Origin of the sequence: Bradyrhizobium sp. 132, from assembly GCF_023074185.1 — a bacterium.
Classification (GTDB): Bacteria; Pseudomonadota; Alphaproteobacteria; order Rhizobiales; family Xanthobacteraceae; genus Bradyrhizobium.
In genome coordinates, this window is the sequence record NZ_JADPKY010000110.1 from 1 (window position 1) to 14,415 (window position 14,415).

Below are 14,415 nucleotides of genomic sequence, written 5' to 3' on the forward strand. Positions count from 1 at the left end.
CATTCAACAACGATCTCGTGCCCCGGACGCAGCGCAGCGCCTCTTGGCGGTGCGCTGCAGAGCCGGGGCCCATGCAGCAGCGAGTGCGCGGCCTTCTGGATCCCGGCTCTGCGCAGCAACGCGAAGAGGCGTTGCAGCGCGTCCGGGACACGCGGACGGTCCCTGCCCTTCTTTGCATGCCGCTCCGCTCTTGTAACAAGACCGTCATACAGCGAAACTAAACGAAGCCGGGGGCCGCGGTTGGCGGCCAAGCTGCCTCGCAGGGAGAGATTTTATGCGCCGTTCACTGGTGTTGCTGTCAGCCGGACTGACACTGCTGTCCACCGGGCTTTCGACGGGGCGTGCCTCCGCCGAGAACAACACCCCTCGTAATTTGATCCTGTTCATTCCGGACGGTCTGCGGGCACTGAAGGTCACACCGGAGACCGCCCCCGCCATGGCCGAAATCCGCGACAAGGGCGTCAACTTCAAGAACTCGCATTCGCTGTTCCCGACCTTCACCATGGCCAATGGCTCGGCGATGTCGACCGGGCACTATCTCGGCGATACCGGTGTGTTCTCCAACACGATCTGGACCAACTACACGTCCGTCCCCGCCGGCGACACCGTGGTCCCCTTCATCGAGAACGACGCCGTGCTCGGTGACATCGACGAGCATTTCAAGGGCGACTATCTCAATGAAGACACGATCCTGAAGCTGGCCCGCGACAAGGGCTACAGCACGGCGGCCCTTGGCAAGCATGGCCCGACCTATCAGTTCGATCACACTGACAAACCCGAAAAGGCCGGCCTGCATTCGATCGTGTTCGACGATGCCACCGGTGCCAAGAACGGCGTGGCGCTGTCCGACGAGGTCAAGGCCGCGCTGACCAAGGCCGGCCTCCCCATCGCCACGCCGCCACGCGGCGACAACAGCAAGGCCGGCGACGCCAAGACGCCGGGCACCACGGTCGCCAACGTCGCCCAGCAGGCCTATTTCGCCGACGTCGCTGCCAAGGTCGTGCTGCCGATGTTCAAGGCGCGCAACAAGCCATTCGTGCTGGTGTTCTGGTCGCGCGACCCCGACGGCAGTCAGCACAACACTGGCGACAGCCTCAACCAGATCATGCCCGGCATCAACGGGCCGACCTCGATGGCCGGCATCAAGAATGCCGACAACAACCTCGCCCAGCTCCGCAAGGCGCTGGACGAGCTCGGCCTTGCCGCCAACACCAACATCATGGTCCAGGCCGACCACGGCTTCTCGACCATCTCGAAGGAAAGCAAGACCAGCCCCTCGGCCAAGGTCAGCTATGACGACACGCCGAAGGACTTCCTTCCGATGGGCTTTTTGGCGCTCGACCTCGCCAAGGCGCTCGACCTGCCGCTGTCCGACCCCAACGACAAGAATGCCAAGGTCGAGGGCAACAAGCATCCCAAGGCCGGCAACGGCGTGCTCGGCAAGGATCCGGAAAAGCCCGATCTCGTCGTCGCCACCAATGGCGGCTCCGACCTGATCTATTTGCCGAACAAGGACAAGAAGCTGGCGGCTAAAACCGTCAAGGTGCTGCTCGAGCAGGACTACGTCTCCGGCCTGTTCGTCGACGACTCCCTCGGCCGCTTCCCCGGCACGCTGCCACTGTCGAGCGTCAGTCTGCGCGGCAAGGCGGCAACTCCGACGCCGGCAATCGTCGTCAACTTCCGCTCCTACGCCAGCGATTGCGGCGAGGCGCCGACCAACTGCTCGGTGCACGTCGCCGACACCGTGCTGCGCCAGGGCCAGGGCATGCATGGCAGCTTCAGCCGCGGCGACACCATGAACTTCATGGCTGCCATCGGACCGGACTTCAAGGCCGGCTACGTCAGCGAGATTCCGGTCAGCAATGCCGACGTCGGCATGACGGCCGCCCGACTGATGGGCCTGCGCGGCACGCAGAACGGCGGCCTGGTCGGCCGGGTGATGTCGGAGGCCCTGCCCAACGGCATCATTCCGAAGGCGTACAAGGCGGTTGAAAAGTCGAAGAGGTCCGAGAACGGCCTGCAGACCGTGCTCAACTTCCAGCGCGTCGGCAGCCAGCGCTATTTCGACACTGCCGGTTTCCCGGGCCGGACGCTCGGCCTCGAGCCGGACACCGGCAAACAAAAAACGGCGGGGAAATAACCCCACCGTTGTCAGGCGCGCCTCGCAAGCGGCGCGACAATCTCATCTCACTCTTGCATGCCCGGATCTTACATGCCCGGACTTACATGCCGATGTCGAACACGTTCGGCAATTGGCCCGCCAGAGGCAGCGCGGTGGTGCCCAGGAAGGTCGCCACCATCGCCATCAGGCGACGGTTGTTCTGGCGCTTGCCGCGCATCTGGCCGGCAATCCACTCCAGCATTTCGCTGTTAACCTTGGAGGCATAGGACGGCGCCCAGCCTTCGATATCGGACTCGGCAGACAGCGCGACGCTGCGCGGCGGCACCTTCAGGCCCGAGGCGCTCGCGGCATAATGGGCCACCGCCTTGGCGAGCAGGTCGTCGAACCGGCCGCCATCGGTGCGTTCGGTTGCGGCTTCGTTGATCTCAAACAGCGCTTCGGCTTCCGCGCGGCTGATCGGTTGGTCGTTGACGGCTGTGGCGGTCAGGATGCGGGCGCACCAGGCGGTGTCATCGGCATCGAGCGCGCGGGAGAAGTGCACCCTCCCCTTGGTGGTCGGGCCTTCGCCCGTGATCACGCCGTCGCGCACGATGGTCAGTGCGTGGGCCGAAGTATCGCGGCAGGACGGTTCGAGGGACGGCGACTCAACAGACGTATGCGCAGCGGCAGACATAGTTCACTTCCAGATTTCTTCTGATCGGCCAGCATTTTCACGCCAGCGTAAAGGGGTGGTTAATGATTCGATACGGGGATCACGACTTTTCTAGATGGTTGCCAATTGGTCGCTGCCAAGACCGTTTAGGTTCTAGGAAGCGCCGGGCGAGCGTGATGGAAGTCATAAAAGGCTTTATCGGGGCAATCGGGCCCGTGTGGCCCCGGTGGAGATGTTTCGCCGCAGGCGCCGCTGTAACAAAAAGGTGCTAGGACATCAGGCCTTCAAAGAAGGAATTCACATTTTACTTGAAGCGGTTCAGTTGGCGTTCACTTGATGTCGCGAAGACCCTATACTGATGGTGACGGCCAAGGATGAATTCTCAAGTAAATTCAATTCGATGAGGTAGAACCATGACACTTCCGATCGGCGCCACCGCACCCGACTTCGAAGCCGAAACCACCGAAGGGAAGATCAAGTTCCACGACTGGATCGGCAACAGCTGGGCGCTGCTGTTCTCGCATCCGAAGGACTTCACGCCGGTTTGTACGACCGAGCTCGGCGTGCTCGCCAAGCTGAAGCCGGAATTCGACAAGCGCGGCGTCAAGCTGATGGGCCTCTCGGTCGATCCGGTCGACCGTCACTCCAAATGGTCGGAGGACATCAAGGAGACGCAAGGCACGGCTCCGAACTACCCGATGATCGGCGACACCGATTACAACGTCTCCAAGCTGTACGGCATGCTGCCGGCCGCGATCTCCGGCGATCCCCTCATCCGCACGGCCGCCGACAACCAGACCGTCCGCAACGTCTTCGTCATCGGCCCGGACAAGAAGATCAAGCTGGTGCTGGTCTATCCGATGACGACGGGCAGAAACTTCCAGGAAATCCTGCGCGTCATCGACTCGCTCCAGCTCACCGCCAAGCATCGCGTCGCAACCCCGGCCGACTGGTCGCAGGGTGACGACGTCATCATCGCGGGCTCAGTCTCCAACGACGAGGCCAAGACGATCTACCCGCAGGGCTGGAAGGAACCGAAGCCCTACATCCGGATCGTGCCGCAGCCGAAATAACCCAAACGTCGTTCCGGGCGATGCGTCAGCACCGACCCGGAATGACGACGTTAGAGCCCTCGCGCCGCGTGGACGCGGTCGAGGAAGCCGTCGACCTCGGCCTTCAGATGCAGGCTCTCGCCCGACAGCGCCTGGGCGGAAGCGAACATCCGGCTGGACGTCTCGCCCGTTTCGTTCGCCCCCTCGGCGGCGTCACGGACGTTGACGGCGACATCGGCCGTGCCCGATACCGCCGCGCGAACGCTGACCACGATGTTGTGGGTCGCGCTTTTCTGCTGCTCGACCGCAGCCGGGATCGAGCCGGCGATACCGCTGCTGCGCTTGATGGTCTGGCTGATCGCCTTGATGCGACAACCGATTCCTCAGTCGCAAGCTGATGCTGGGTCGCAAGCTGCATGCTGGCGATCTGGTTCGATATCTCGTCGGTGGCCTTGCCGGTCTGGCCGGCGAGCGTCTTGACCTCCTGGGCCACCACCGCAAAAACGCGGCCGGCATCGCGCGCGCGGCTTCGATGGTGGCATTCAGCGCCAGGAGGTTGGTCTGACCGAGCTTGGCTGGCGCGAGTTCTGCCGGCACCTGCTCCACGACCATCCCAATCTCGCCACCGAAAACCTCCAAGCGAATTTCGATGGCGGTTGAGCGTTGCTTTGACACAACTATGAAACTCGCTATCGTCATCGCTCCATGCAAACCGTGGGGGACGATATGGACGACGACAAGCCGATCACCGAACAGGCGATGGACACGATCACCGCCGCCGTGGAAGCGACCAAGGACGCCGCTGTCACTGCGGTGAAGAAGGTCAGGAAAGTCGCCAAGAAGGTCACGAAGAAAGTAGCGCCGAAGAAGGCTTCCAAGAAGAAAGCCAAGAAGGCTGCGAAGAAAACTTCGAAGAAGGCTGCAAAGAAGTCGTCGAAGAAGGCGGCCAAGAAAACTGCAAAGAAGGCGACGAAGAAAGCCGCCAAGTCGAAAAAGAAGGCCAGGAAGGCCAAGCGCTGATCGCAACGCTCACGTCTCCGGGTGCGGACGCGCCCGGAGACAGCTCCAGCGATACCCTACCCTCGCCTCTTGGCTGCGCGCCGGCCGGGGTGATGCTGGCCTTGCGGATCGCGAAATTCGCTGCGATGGCCGCGCCGGTCCTCCTTGGCGAAGCTCCGCCGTTTCTCAGGCGAGCCGAACGCCTTGATCACCTTCCTGCCGTTGACCCTCTTGATGACGTAGCCGCCCTCGGTCATCGAGAACGGCTCGGTCAGCGTCCCCTTGTGGTCGAACTTGGTGCCTCGGGGATGCTTGAACGGTTCGAACCAGGACGGATAGACGAAGTTAGACATCTCAAAGCCGGCGACGAAGAAGGAATCCTCCTCCACGGCGTCACAGACCTCATAGGCATATTGGGTGTTAGGATTTTTGTCGGCCCAGAGATTGGCCATGGGATCGAGCACCATCTCGAACAGCTCGTGCGAGGCCGCCACGCTGACCGGCTCGCTGCCCAGCGCCTTGACGAAGATCTTTGAGATCGGCTGGCGGCGATACGTCAGCTCATGGCGGCCGAGCATGTTCTTGTGGGAGGCCTCGTCAAAGTAGACCAGCTGCCAATCGCTCGGCCTCGGCCTTTCGGTGACATAAAGGTCGACCGGATAGCCCCACACCGGCAGGAAGTGCTTGTCGTAGCATTTCTGGAGCGCCGCAGTGAGCTTGGCCATTTTGCGGCCGCTGATCGTCGGCTCCGCGTAGTTGATGCAGGCAATCCGGACCGGCTTCAGGGACCTGCCGAGCAGTGCGCGTCTCGCCTTCTTCATGGAAAACCACCTGTGAAAGGGACACTGAAATGCGCCGACCCTAGCACGAACGTGCCGCGCACGTCAGGGATGTATTCCAGCGGCCCGGCCTGCCGGCGCTAGAAGCGTCGGTTGACCACGAACACCGCTGCCGCGCACATCATCATGCCGGCGATCGCCAGCGCATCGAGCTTTTCTCCGAACAGGAGATAGGCCATCAGCGCGGTGACGGCGGGCACCAGGTAGAACAGGCTCGCAACCGACGTGGCGGCGGCGTTGCGGATCAGCCAGTACAGCAGCCCGATCGACCCGATCGAGAGCGCCACGGCGAGCCAGGCCAGCGCGAGCATGAACTCCCGCGTCCAATGCACCACGCGGTCCTCGAACAGGAAGGCACCGGCCGCGAAGAAGATCGTCACGGCGACATATTGCACGAGATTGCCGGCGCGCCAGTCGATGTGGTTGCAGTAGCGGCGCTGATAGAGCGTGCCGAGCGTGATGCTGATCAGCGAGACCACCGAGGCGAGCCAGCCGAGCCCGGCTTCGCCGGTCATGGGACGGCCGTGCAGGATCAGCACCACGCCGCCGAGGCCAAGCATCAGGCCTGCCCATTGCACCGGCGTCACCTTCTCGCCGAGCCAGCGGTTGGCGATGGTCGAGGTCAGGATCGGCTGAAGGCCCGGAATCAGCGCGGAGAGCCCGGCCGGAATTGAGTGCGCGATCGCAATCGCAGTGCCTCCGAGATAGAAGCCATGGACGAGAATGCCGGCGACCGCACTGTGCGCGATGCCGATACGGTCCGGCCATTTCGGTCGCGCGATTGCGGCGATGATCGCCATCAGGCCGACCACGATCGCCATGCGGATGGCGAGGTAGGTCAAGGGATCGGCGTTGTTGATGACGTATTTGGTGCCGATGAAGCCGGTGCTCCAGAGCAGGACGAACAGGATCGGCGCGGCGCGGGCGGTCAGGGCTTCTTGATTGTTATTCATTGCCGCCCTCATTGCCCCACCGGCGGCCCATGCGGCAATGCGAATTTAGGCCAATTTCGTACGGACGATGCTGCGCTGCGACGGACAGTGACGGCTCAGCCGCTCACCATTCTTCGGGACAGGGATCGATGATCTTCCAGAGCTCGACACCGTTCTTGATCTTTTTCATGTCGGTGGTGAGCCCGCCATTGCGGCGAATCCAGTCCTTCACCGTGTCGGGATAATAGGCCATCAGATCGGACGTCCCCTCCGCGCTGGTGACCTTGATCCCGAAGGTGAAGGCCTTGTCGTAATAGGCCTGGTGGAAGCCGAGGCTGGCGCGGGGCGTCACGCAGATCTTGTTCATCGGCACTATACCGAGCACCAGGGTGCAGGCCGAGTTGCAGATGCCGTCGATGATGACGCGCTCGCCCTTCTCGCGGACGCGCTTGTACTTGGCCTTGTACTCCTCGACATAGCCGCCGTGGTCGCGGGTGATGTGCAGTTCGGCGTGCGCCGGCGTGGCGGCGACGACCGAGAGCAACAGCAGGCTCAGAAGCGTGATGCGCATGGCGAGGTGACGGCGAAAACCTTCAGGAATGGGACCGGCCTCGTGGGACCCCCAAAATGATGATCCCTCGGGCCGGCGGCAAGATTCTTAACCGAATTCTCTTTGGTCATACTTGTGTGAAAAATTCGTTAAGCATCTCGAAAAGGCCAAAAATGGGCAGGCTTCGACCCCATGTCCGGCAATTGTGTCACACCCACCCGGGAATCTGTGGGATTGGCCTCGATTTCCGGGTGCCAGACGGGTGTTCCGGCGGCCCGAAATGGCTATAAACGGCTGACCTATTTGTGCGGGTTCCGGAGATTCGAGATGAGCAAGTTGAAGCTTGTAGCCGCGGTTGCTGTCCTGTCGGCCGCAATCCTTGCCCCTGGCCTCGCAGAGGCGCGGGGACATCACCGCTACCACGCGAACCCGCTGCCTTACTCGATCAGCTACCTGCACAATTACGGGCCCGGCATCACCCCCGGTACCTTCGCCTTTTACGACGGCCCGTCGACCAACCATTGCTACCGCAGCGCGGCCGCCTATGTCGGCCAGGATCGCCGCCGGCATCCCTGCTTCTGAGGGGCCCCGGCAGGTGCTCTGCGGGTGCCGCTATTTGGCGGCGCTCGACAGCAGCAATTGCTTCTCGATTTCGTAGACCGGCAGCTTGACGAGGTCGCGGCGGCGCCGCTGCAAGCCCAACATTTAGGGGGCTCGAGGCTCGTATAGCCTTGGCGGAGCTAACGGTCTGGCCTGCCGTGGACTGGCTGAAGACTTGTTCATCAGCATTGCATTTTGGTTCCGCCACAATTTGATCAGAAACAAACTTCGATATCCTGTACTGCGTAAGCGGAGGAAGACACATCATGAATCTTAGAATTGGCCTCGTCGCCGCGTCCTTGTTGGGTGCCTTGGCAGCATCACCGGCGGCGTCTGCCATGCCCATCGCGCCTGCTCCGGCGACGCCGCAGGTCTCGGACGTCGAGCAGGTCCGCATGGTCTGCGACGCCTGGGGACGCTGTTTCTGGCGCCCGAACTACTATGGGTACTACGGCGCGCCGCCCCCCTATTACGGTCGCCGATATGCGCCATTATGGTGGGCCGCGCTATTACGGACCACGCTATCGCCGCTGGTAAGTTTAAAGGGGCCCTCCGGGCCCCTTCGCTTTTGCGAGATCATTGATGTCGCGGTCGCGGTTGGTCCGGACCTTGTCCCGCCTGCACGCGGCTCCATTTCATCGACCTCGCCTCCGGCCGGCCGATGAGCCGAGACCGTTGACGACGACATCGATCTGCCGGGCTTCATGCCATGATGTCCGCAATACTACGGCCCGGAATCCGGTTTACTGAAGCGCAATGTTTCGCCATTGATGGCGATGTACTGACGTTCATTTGATTGTCACATTGCAGCATCCGGCCAGACACATGTTGTTCGACGGCCTCGCCCCATCCTCAGCGCTTCAACTGATCGGCTTTGCCGACGTCGATGCATTTTGGCCGATCGAGTCGATGGAGGATGCGAGAAGCATTCCGCTCGACGTCCCGAACTTCGCCGCCGCCCGTGCCGTCGTCTCCCTGCCGGCGTGCCGCATCGTCCTGATGCGTTCGTTCGCGCGCATCCTCGACACAGCCTATCGGATGCCCGGCGGGATGGTGATCCTGTCCATGACGGACGATCTTCGGGTCAATTCCAAGGGAATGGATCTCGACGCGCGCTTCTTCGTTGCGCTCCGCGGCAACGATGAATGCCATTTCGTCGAGCCCCAGACCAATCATCATGCGATGATCATCCTCTCACCCGGCTTGAGAGACCGGGGCTGGTTCGATCAGGCCGACGATTTGCGGGCCTATGTCGCGAACCGGCCCGCCTTGCTCCACATACGGCAACTCCTGCTCGACATTCTGCGAACCGCGTCGGTGCAGCCGTTGCTGTTCGAGACCACCGAGGTGGCCGGCCATCTCCAGGAAGGCCTGCTGCTCGCGCTCGACGATCTGTTTCGAATCGATCCGCTCTCCGACCGGAGTGCCTCGGTCCAGGGCGAGCGATCGATCAAACTCGTGCAGCGGATCGACGATTACGTCGCGGCACATCCGACTGCTCCGATCTACACAGCCGATCTTGCCGGTGAATTTGGCGTCTCGATCCGGACGCTTGGCGGCGCCGTCAGCAAGGTACGCGGCATGAGCCTGCACCACTACATCCGCCTGAAAAGGTTGTGGGCCACCCGCGCCCGGCTCCTCAAAGGCGGCGGCGCCACCGTCGCCTCATGCGCGCGCGCCCAGGGCTTCCATCACCTCGGCGAGTTTGCCGCAGCTTACCGCGCGACATTTCGCGAGTCGCCCTCGGACACGCTGGCAAGGGGCCGGCACACGGGTTCGCCGGCAGACTGACCAGACACGGCTCCGGCCTTGCACATGCGGCGCCAGCCGCACGGGGAACCAGTTCCTTCGAGCCGCATTATCCCAGTCAACGCAGTGCGCCGCCAGCCCCGAGGCGTATCGATGCACCCCGCGCGCCCATGTGCGGGGTTTTTCTCGCGGTCAACCAAGTGGTTCAGGGAAAAGAATGTCCATCAGCCGCAATCTATTGTTTCTGATCATCGGTGCTCTGGTCGTCACGGCGGCCGTGCTCGGCTACAATCTTTACCAGACGAAGAAGCAGCCCGACGGCCTGCAAATCAATGTCGGTCCCAACGGGCTGAAGATCCAGGGCAAGTAGCGGCGGCTCCCGGCCGCGGCCAGATCCGAAAAACTCGGGCCTGAGAATTCGCGCGCTCGGAGAGATTCGAACTCCCGGCCCTCGGAATCGAACTCCGCCCAGCCGACCAGCAAAATCAACGCACGTTCTGAACTTTCCCGATCCGTTCACGCATTGATGGCATTGGAGAATTTCGCACGTTCAGAACGTTGCACCGGAGAAATCGATGGCTGAGATAAGATTGGACGCCGTGCGGATCGAGCGGATCATATCGCAATTGCTGCGAGACGACGCCAAGTTGTCCCCCGCAGAGCTAACGAATTAGCTTCCAATATCTGCACTCGCCTCAATGCGTCGATGGCTACACACCGACGCAGCCCCCGCCTCAGCGGCTATCGGATAATACCGTCGCACCCGCCCTTTTGGAGCGACTTCGATGAAGCCGCTAAGAAGCTGGCCCAAACTGACCACATGGTTGCACGTACGCTTTGGGGGGCCACCGTCTTCGTCTATGTGAACACCGCCATGCAAGTTGGCGAGGTCGAGCACATCAAAATCTTCTCGACCGAGGACGCCGCCAAGGCTTGGCTCGATGAGAACGATCCGAGGGCGTGGCGTTCGAGTACGTGGTCATAGGCCCGCCAGCCTGAACTTGCACTCGCAAAACAGGCCGCCAACCATGCCAGAATAGGAACGACGCAACAGCCGCAGATTGATCGTAGCCGGCATGCCGCCGAAGATGCGGCCTTACTCCGGAGGCCGCGTCTTCGGACGAGGAAACCCAATCACTGAGGCGCGCGCCCGTTTCCGCGAACCGCGCCTTCCTGAGAAGGCGCTCGCGCTCCGCGCCAGCGGGCAATTGATTGGCTTGGTCTTTCAGCTCGGCGGCCAGTTCGGCCATTCGTTCTTCCAGGGAGCGGGTTTACTTCACTCTGCGGCGGTGCTCAGTCATGTCGCATTCCGTGAGCCGTATTGACGACTCCAAAACGGAAGAACGTAAGTTCAGTTCCCGCTCTGGAACGAAAAAAGCCACCGGGTTACGCTTCGACCAATGGGGAAAGGCCGCAGGGTGGTTCCAGCCCCCACTGCGGCCATCCCGGACAACTGAAAATTGATGAGTACTTAAATCTCGCCGGTGTTCCCACGGTAGAACACCCCGTTCCAAAAATGGAGTCGGTATAACTACCGGAGTCCGCTTTTCTACCAATTGTCGTTAAGAGGCGAACATGGCACGGCTCGCTTTCCAGCCCCAATGCTCCCGGCTGCCGATTCAATTGCGGATCAGAGCGCCGGGAGTGCTAGGACCGCCAAGTGAAGCGGGTCACCATATTTTCGGGTTGTCGCTTCAGGCCAAAGGCGATCCGCATCCGTCTTCGTCACGCCCACCGGGCTATTCAGGCTGTAATCGCCGTGAACCCGCGGCCTGTACCGCTGATCTTTCAAAAATTCACTGACGCGCGTTCTCGCGTCGCTCAGTCGCTTAAGTGGCGCGCTCGGAGAGATTCGAACTCCCGGCCCTCGGAATCGAAATCCGATGCTCTATCCAGCTGAGCTACGAGCGCCCTGGCCCAGGCAATGGGCCGCAACCGAGACGCCAAGGACCGCTGCTTGCGAGCCAGCAGGCCGGACGACGTTCGGATGAGTTCGAATTAGCAGAGAGGCCGGCCAATAAAAAGCCCTTCCGGTGCCGATTCGAGACGGGTCAGACGGGCTCTTACCAGGTGCTGTTGAAGAAACCGAAATGCGGCTGCTGCGCCATTACCATCATCGGCCGACCCTGCTGCGGCGCCGGATGCGCTCTGGCGACCTTGCGCCTGGGATGAGCTGGAGCCTGCAGCTTGGGATCGGTCTTCCCGGCTCCGCGGGTATCGGCCTTCCCGGCCGGCGTAAATTGGGCGAACGTCTCGCGGACCCGTGTCTTGGCCGACATCTCGGCCAAAGCCGGCGACACGCCCTCCACGGGCGGCTTGAGAGCCGCGACAGCGGCGATCTCCACCGCAGGCGCGGCGATCGTCGGCTGACTGGTATCGAGCACGACGCTCTCTGGCAGGTGGCGATCGGACCGGATCCGGATCAATGGCTGTTCGTTGCTCGCGGTTGCGACAGCCTGCGTCACAGGCGAAGCGGGCAGAACGTAGTTCGCCGCGAACAGCAGTGCGAGCAGAGCTCCACCGACAAACATGAAATACCGAAAGATGGGCATTGGCCGCGCTCCGCCCGTCGCATCCCACGAGGGCTCTCCGTCTTAACAGGCGATCATTCAATTGGTTCCTGGCCCAGCCGTTCGGTTCAAATGGCGACGCCAAGTTTCTGGTCCAAGGCCCAAGGACAGTAACTTTTCCGCTATCGGAAAATGCCGCCCTCACGCCCGACGCGCGGCCACAAGCGAACACTTCGCCTGATCGGCATTCACGTTGACGAATCCGACGGGAATGCGCGCAAAAGTCTTGCGGCTCTTCATGCTGACCGGGTCCGCCAGAACGCGGCTGCGGTCGGTGAGATGACTCCCGTCGCGCCGGGCAAAAGCGCAGACGATCTCGACATCCTTTACGGCATAGTCATTGTCGTTTCGCAACGTGAACGTCACCAGCGCCTTCGAGCCAAGGCCGCCGCGGCGCCAGGTCTGCGATGAAATCCTCATCCGACCGAGTTCTGCCATTGCCGGAATCTGAGCTTCGGAAGCCGGTGACACGGCTTCTGCCGCTTTGCCCGAAGGCGCCGTCTCGACCGCTGCCACGTCGGACGTCACCGGCTCGGCACTATTGCCTCTGGAGAGTGGGAGCAGCATCCAGACGCCGCAACCAACGATCATGGCCGCCAACGTCCACAGCAGGACCCGCCCAAATGAGACGCTCGCGATCGTCACGGCCCGTGCCAGTCGCTCGCCGGTTCCGGCGAAACGCCTCAACCCGATGCGGTCAAACCCAGCATTCATGATTGCATCACCGATAGCGGCGGAAGCACGTTCGACGACGGACCCGGCCACTGTTTACCTTAATCTGGAAGACCAACTAAGGTTCCCGCGCAGCTATCGAATCGGCAAGGGCGATGGCGGTCACCGGCCGGGGCCGCTACCATGCGCCGCAACATCGAAGACACGTCGGGAGAACATGACATGCCAGTCGTCACTTGGGATCACGTCCATCTGCGCAGCCCCGATCCGGAGGCTACGGCGGCCTGGTTGCGGGACATCCTCGGTGGCGAGATCGTGCACGCACCGGGACGGATCGACGTGAATCTCGGTGGCGCAAAAATCTTCATTGCACCGCTCGAGGGCGACAATGCGGTCAACCCCCCGCCGCCGCACCCGCACCAGGGCCTCGACCATTTAGGTCTCACGGTGAAGGACATCGACGCCGTCGCGGCCGAGATCAAGGCCAAGGGCGTCACCTTCACGCGCGAGCCGACCACGATCCGCCCCGGCGTCCGCATCTGCTTCATCCGCGGCCCCGAAGGCATCTCCATCGAGCTGCTCGAGCGCGACAAGAAATATACCTGAACGGCGCGTCGGTGTCCGAGAGCGCCGAGCCGTCGGCATCGGAGCAGCAAGGCCCCTCGCCGCTGCGCAGTCCGTCGAACCAGGCCTTCAATTCGGCACTGGTGTTGACGAACTGGTCGCGGTCTCGCGCGTGCGCGGAGGGGGCTGCGAGCGCAATCAGGGCCAAGGCGCAAGCGGAGGCTCGCCACGTTTCGCCAGCGTGCCGCGCCGCCAATCCGCCGTTGTCGTGTTTCGCAAATCGTGGGACGCGCACTGTGCAGACGCGGCTCATTCGCCGCCGGAATCGATCCCGTTGCTCACGTTTGTCTTGCTCCAGCACCCCGCGGCCAGTGCAACGATAGTTATGCATTTCGCGGGCCAACCTGATTAGCAACGACAGGCCTCGCTTCATGATCAGACCGTCATGACAGTCTCATAGACAATCCGGGACAACTACGGCTCACGGGCAGGCCCGCACGGCCGGCGGCCAAACTCCCGCGTTGCGTGAGCGGATGCGCTTTGGCATAAATGCCCTACCGGTTACGCCATTGGGCGATGGCGGCCGGCCTCGGGACGTTATGAAGAACGGCCTCTATTCGATTCACGTGAACCTGCTCGATGGTCGCGCCGGCAAGGGCAGCGGCGTGATTCTTTTCCGCGACGGCAAGATTCTTGGCGGCGATGCCTACCTCTATTACACCGGCAGCTACACGGTGAAGGACAACACCTTCAAGGGCGAGGTGCTGGTCCAGCGACATACCTCGCCGCGGGGTGACGACAATCCGCTGTTCGGTGGCCCTGCCGCGGTCGGCATCGGCGTCAGCGGCACCTTCACGGAGACGCGCGGGGACATGACCGGCACCGCGCTGGTCGGCAAGGCCAGCCAGATTTTCGGCGCGACGCTGCACAAGCTCGCAGAGGCCGACTAGGGTCTGTTGGGATTCAGGATTCTCATCGGGGCTTGGTTGTGATTCAAGCTTGGGATGGACCGATACGTTTTGACTGACGCCCAATGGGCGAAGATGGAGCCGCATTGTCTTGGCAAGCCGGGAGATCCGGGCCGCAGCGGCAAGGACAACCGACTGTTGTCGGA

General features: G+C 62.1%; 15 protein-coding genes, 1 tRNA gene and 3 pseudogenes. 10 read left to right on the forward strand and 9 right to left on the reverse strand.

Annotated elements, in window-relative coordinates:
* Positions 1-274 precede the first annotated feature (274 nt).
* Positions 275-2,140: an alkaline phosphatase family protein gene (locus tag IVA74_RS23005; RefSeq protein ID WP_247348372.1), complete on the forward strand. Its 1,866-nt coding sequence runs from the start codon at positions 275-277 to the stop codon at positions 2,138-2,140.
* An 82-nt stretch (positions 2,141-2,222) separates the two neighbouring features.
* Here the strand turns inward: IVA74_RS23005 and IVA74_RS23010 are convergent, their stop codons facing one another.
* The gene (locus IVA74_RS23010; protein ID WP_247348374.1) at positions 2,223-2,795 is read right to left on the reverse strand and encodes a hypothetical protein; all 573 of its coding nucleotides are present in this window, start codon (positions 2,793-2,795) and stop codon (positions 2,223-2,225) included.
* A gap of 392 nt (positions 2,796-3,187) precedes the next feature.
* Between IVA74_RS23010 and IVA74_RS23015 the strand changes: the two genes are divergently transcribed.
* The gene (locus tag IVA74_RS23015; RefSeq protein WP_247348376.1) at positions 3,188-3,847 is read left to right on the forward strand and encodes a peroxiredoxin; all 660 of its coding nucleotides are present in this window, start codon (positions 3,188-3,190) and stop codon (positions 3,845-3,847) included.
* A 50-nt stretch (positions 3,848-3,897) separates the two neighbouring features.
* Here the strand turns inward: IVA74_RS23015 and IVA74_RS40785 are convergent.
* Positions 3,898-4,390, reverse strand: a pseudogene (locus IVA74_RS40785) (methyl-accepting chemotaxis protein); the annotation flags it as partial.
* 162 nt (positions 4,391-4,552) lie between these two features.
* On the opposite strand from IVA74_RS40785, the gene IVA74_RS23035 reads away from it, so the two are divergent.
* Positions 4,553-4,846 (forward strand): histone, encoded by a 294-nt coding sequence (locus IVA74_RS23035; protein WP_247348381.1) that lies wholly within the window; start codon positions 4,553-4,555, stop codon positions 4,844-4,846.
* A gap of 56 nt (positions 4,847-4,902) precedes the next feature.
* Here the strand turns inward: IVA74_RS23035 and IVA74_RS23040 are convergent, their stop codons facing one another.
* The 3 genes from IVA74_RS23040 to IVA74_RS23050 all read right to left on the reverse strand — a co-directional run bounded on the left by IVA74_RS23040 (position 4,903) and on the right by IVA74_RS23050 (position 7,167).
* Positions 4,903-5,646 carry a hypothetical protein gene (locus IVA74_RS23040; protein ID WP_247348383.1) on the reverse strand — a complete coding sequence of 248 codons (744 nt, stop codon included), beginning with the start codon at positions 5,644-5,646 and terminating at the stop codon, positions 4,903-4,905.
* A gap of 98 nt (positions 5,647-5,744) precedes the next feature.
* Positions 5,745-6,617: a DMT family transporter gene (locus IVA74_RS23045; protein WP_247348386.1), complete on the reverse strand. Its 873-nt coding sequence runs from the start codon at positions 6,615-6,617 to the stop codon at positions 5,745-5,747.
* Positions 6,618-6,720: 103 nt separating this feature from the next.
* Positions 6,721-7,167: a hypothetical protein gene (locus tag IVA74_RS23050; protein ID WP_247348390.1), complete on the reverse strand. Its 447-nt coding sequence runs from the start codon at positions 7,165-7,167 to the stop codon at positions 6,721-6,723.
* A gap of 306 nt (positions 7,168-7,473) precedes the next feature.
* Between IVA74_RS23050 and IVA74_RS23055 the strand changes: the two genes are divergently transcribed.
* From IVA74_RS23055 to IVA74_RS23075, 5 genes and pseudogenes are all read left to right on the forward strand, one after another.
* Positions 7,474-7,728 (forward strand): hypothetical protein, encoded by a 255-nt coding sequence (locus IVA74_RS23055; protein WP_247348391.1) that lies wholly within the window; start codon positions 7,474-7,476, stop codon positions 7,726-7,728.
* Positions 7,729-8,012: 284 nt separating this feature from the next.
* Positions 8,013-8,283, forward strand: a pseudogene (locus tag IVA74_RS23060) (hypothetical protein).
* A 288-nt stretch (positions 8,284-8,571) separates the two neighbouring features.
* Positions 8,572-9,537: a helix-turn-helix domain-containing protein gene (locus tag IVA74_RS23065; protein ID WP_247348392.1), complete on the forward strand. Its 966-nt coding sequence runs from the start codon at positions 8,572-8,574 to the stop codon at positions 9,535-9,537.
* Between the two features lie 175 nt (positions 9,538-9,712).
* Positions 9,713-9,865, forward strand: coding sequence for a hypothetical protein (locus tag IVA74_RS23070; RefSeq protein WP_247348393.1), 153 nt, complete (start codon positions 9,713-9,715; stop codon positions 9,863-9,865).
* 706 nt (positions 9,866-10,571) lie between these two features.
* Complete coding sequence (locus IVA74_RS23075; protein WP_247348398.1) at positions 10,572-10,820, forward strand: hypothetical protein; 249 nt, start codon at positions 10,572-10,574, stop codon at positions 10,818-10,820.
* Positions 10,821-11,329: 509 nt separating this feature from the next.
* Here IVA74_RS23075 and IVA74_RS23080 read toward each other — a convergent pair.
* From IVA74_RS23080 to IVA74_RS23090, 3 genes are all read right to left on the reverse strand, one after another.
* A tRNA-Arg gene (locus IVA74_RS23080) sits at positions 11,330-11,406 on the reverse strand.
* 152 nt (positions 11,407-11,558) lie between these two features.
* Positions 11,559-12,047 (reverse strand): hypothetical protein, encoded by a 489-nt coding sequence (locus tag IVA74_RS23085; RefSeq protein ID WP_247348394.1) that lies wholly within the window; start codon positions 12,045-12,047, stop codon positions 11,559-11,561.
* A gap of 159 nt (positions 12,048-12,206) precedes the next feature.
* Positions 12,207-12,779, reverse strand: coding sequence for a hypothetical protein (locus IVA74_RS23090; RefSeq protein WP_247348397.1), 573 nt, complete (start codon positions 12,777-12,779; stop codon positions 12,207-12,209).
* Between the two features lie 180 nt (positions 12,780-12,959).
* On the opposite strand from IVA74_RS23090, the gene IVA74_RS23095 reads away from it, so the two are divergent.
* A complete protein-coding gene (locus IVA74_RS23095) occupies positions 12,960-13,343 on the forward strand; it encodes a VOC family protein (RefSeq protein WP_247348395.1) in 384 nt (127 codons plus the stop codon).
* A 7-nt stretch (positions 13,344-13,350) separates the two neighbouring features.
* Here the strand turns inward: IVA74_RS23095 and IVA74_RS23100 are convergent.
* Positions 13,351-13,643, reverse strand: a pseudogene (locus IVA74_RS23100) (hypothetical protein); the annotation flags it as partial.
* A gap of 257 nt (positions 13,644-13,900) precedes the next feature.
* On the opposite strand from IVA74_RS23100, the gene IVA74_RS23105 reads away from it, so the two are divergent.
* Positions 13,901-14,251, forward strand: a complete 351-nt coding sequence (locus IVA74_RS23105; RefSeq protein ID WP_247348396.1) for a GrlR family regulatory protein — start codon at positions 13,901-13,903, stop codon at positions 14,249-14,251.
* Positions 14,252-14,415 lie beyond the last annotated feature (164 nt).

What these genes read in the sequence shown, in the direction of transcription:
- IVA74_RS23085 (WP_247348394.1), bottom strand. Translation starts at nt 12,047, where the DNA reads ATGCCCATCTTTCGGTATTTCATGTTTGTCGGTGGAGCTCTGCTCGCA.
- IVA74_RS23045 (WP_247348386.1), bottom strand. Translation starts at nt 6,617, where the DNA reads ATGAATAACAATCAAGAAGCCCTGACCGCCCGCGCCGCGCCGATCCTG.
- IVA74_RS23050 (WP_247348390.1), bottom strand. Translation starts at nt 7,167, where the DNA reads ATGCGCATCACGCTTCTGAGCCTGCTGTTGCTCTCGGTCGTCGCCGCC.
- IVA74_RS23055 (WP_247348391.1), top strand. Translation starts at nt 7,474, where the DNA reads ATGAGCAAGTTGAAGCTTGTAGCCGCGGTTGCTGTCCTGTCGGCCGCA.
- IVA74_RS23005 (WP_247348372.1), top strand. Translation starts at nt 275, where the DNA reads ATGCGCCGTTCACTGGTGTTGCTGTCAGCCGGACTGACACTGCTGTCC.
- IVA74_RS23070 (WP_247348393.1), top strand. Translation starts at nt 9,713, where the DNA reads ATGTCCATCAGCCGCAATCTATTGTTTCTGATCATCGGTGCTCTGGTC.
- IVA74_RS23065 (WP_247348392.1), top strand. Translation starts at nt 8,572, where the DNA reads ATGTTGTTCGACGGCCTCGCCCCATCCTCAGCGCTTCAACTGATCGGC.
- IVA74_RS23040 (WP_247348383.1), bottom strand. Translation starts at nt 5,646, where the DNA reads ATGAAGAAGGCGAGACGCGCACTGCTCGGCAGGTCCCTGAAGCCGGTC.
- IVA74_RS23010 (WP_247348374.1), bottom strand. Translation starts at nt 2,795, where the DNA reads ATGTCTGCCGCTGCGCATACGTCTGTTGAGTCGCCGTCCCTCGAACCG.
- IVA74_RS23105 (WP_247348396.1), top strand. Translation starts at nt 13,901, where the DNA reads ATGAAGAACGGCCTCTATTCGATTCACGTGAACCTGCTCGATGGTCGC.
- IVA74_RS23095 (WP_247348395.1), top strand. Translation starts at nt 12,960, where the DNA reads ATGCCAGTCGTCACTTGGGATCACGTCCATCTGCGCAGCCCCGATCCG.
- IVA74_RS23015 (WP_247348376.1), top strand. Translation starts at nt 3,188, where the DNA reads ATGACACTTCCGATCGGCGCCACCGCACCCGACTTCGAAGCCGAAACC.
- IVA74_RS23090 (WP_247348397.1), bottom strand. Translation starts at nt 12,779, where the DNA reads ATGAATGCTGGGTTTGACCGCATCGGGTTGAGGCGTTTCGCCGGAACC.
- IVA74_RS23035 (WP_247348381.1), top strand. Translation starts at nt 4,553, where the DNA reads ATGGACGACGACAAGCCGATCACCGAACAGGCGATGGACACGATCACC.
- IVA74_RS23075 (WP_247348398.1), top strand. Translation starts at nt 10,572, where the DNA reads ATGCCGCCGAAGATGCGGCCTTACTCCGGAGGCCGCGTCTTCGGACGA.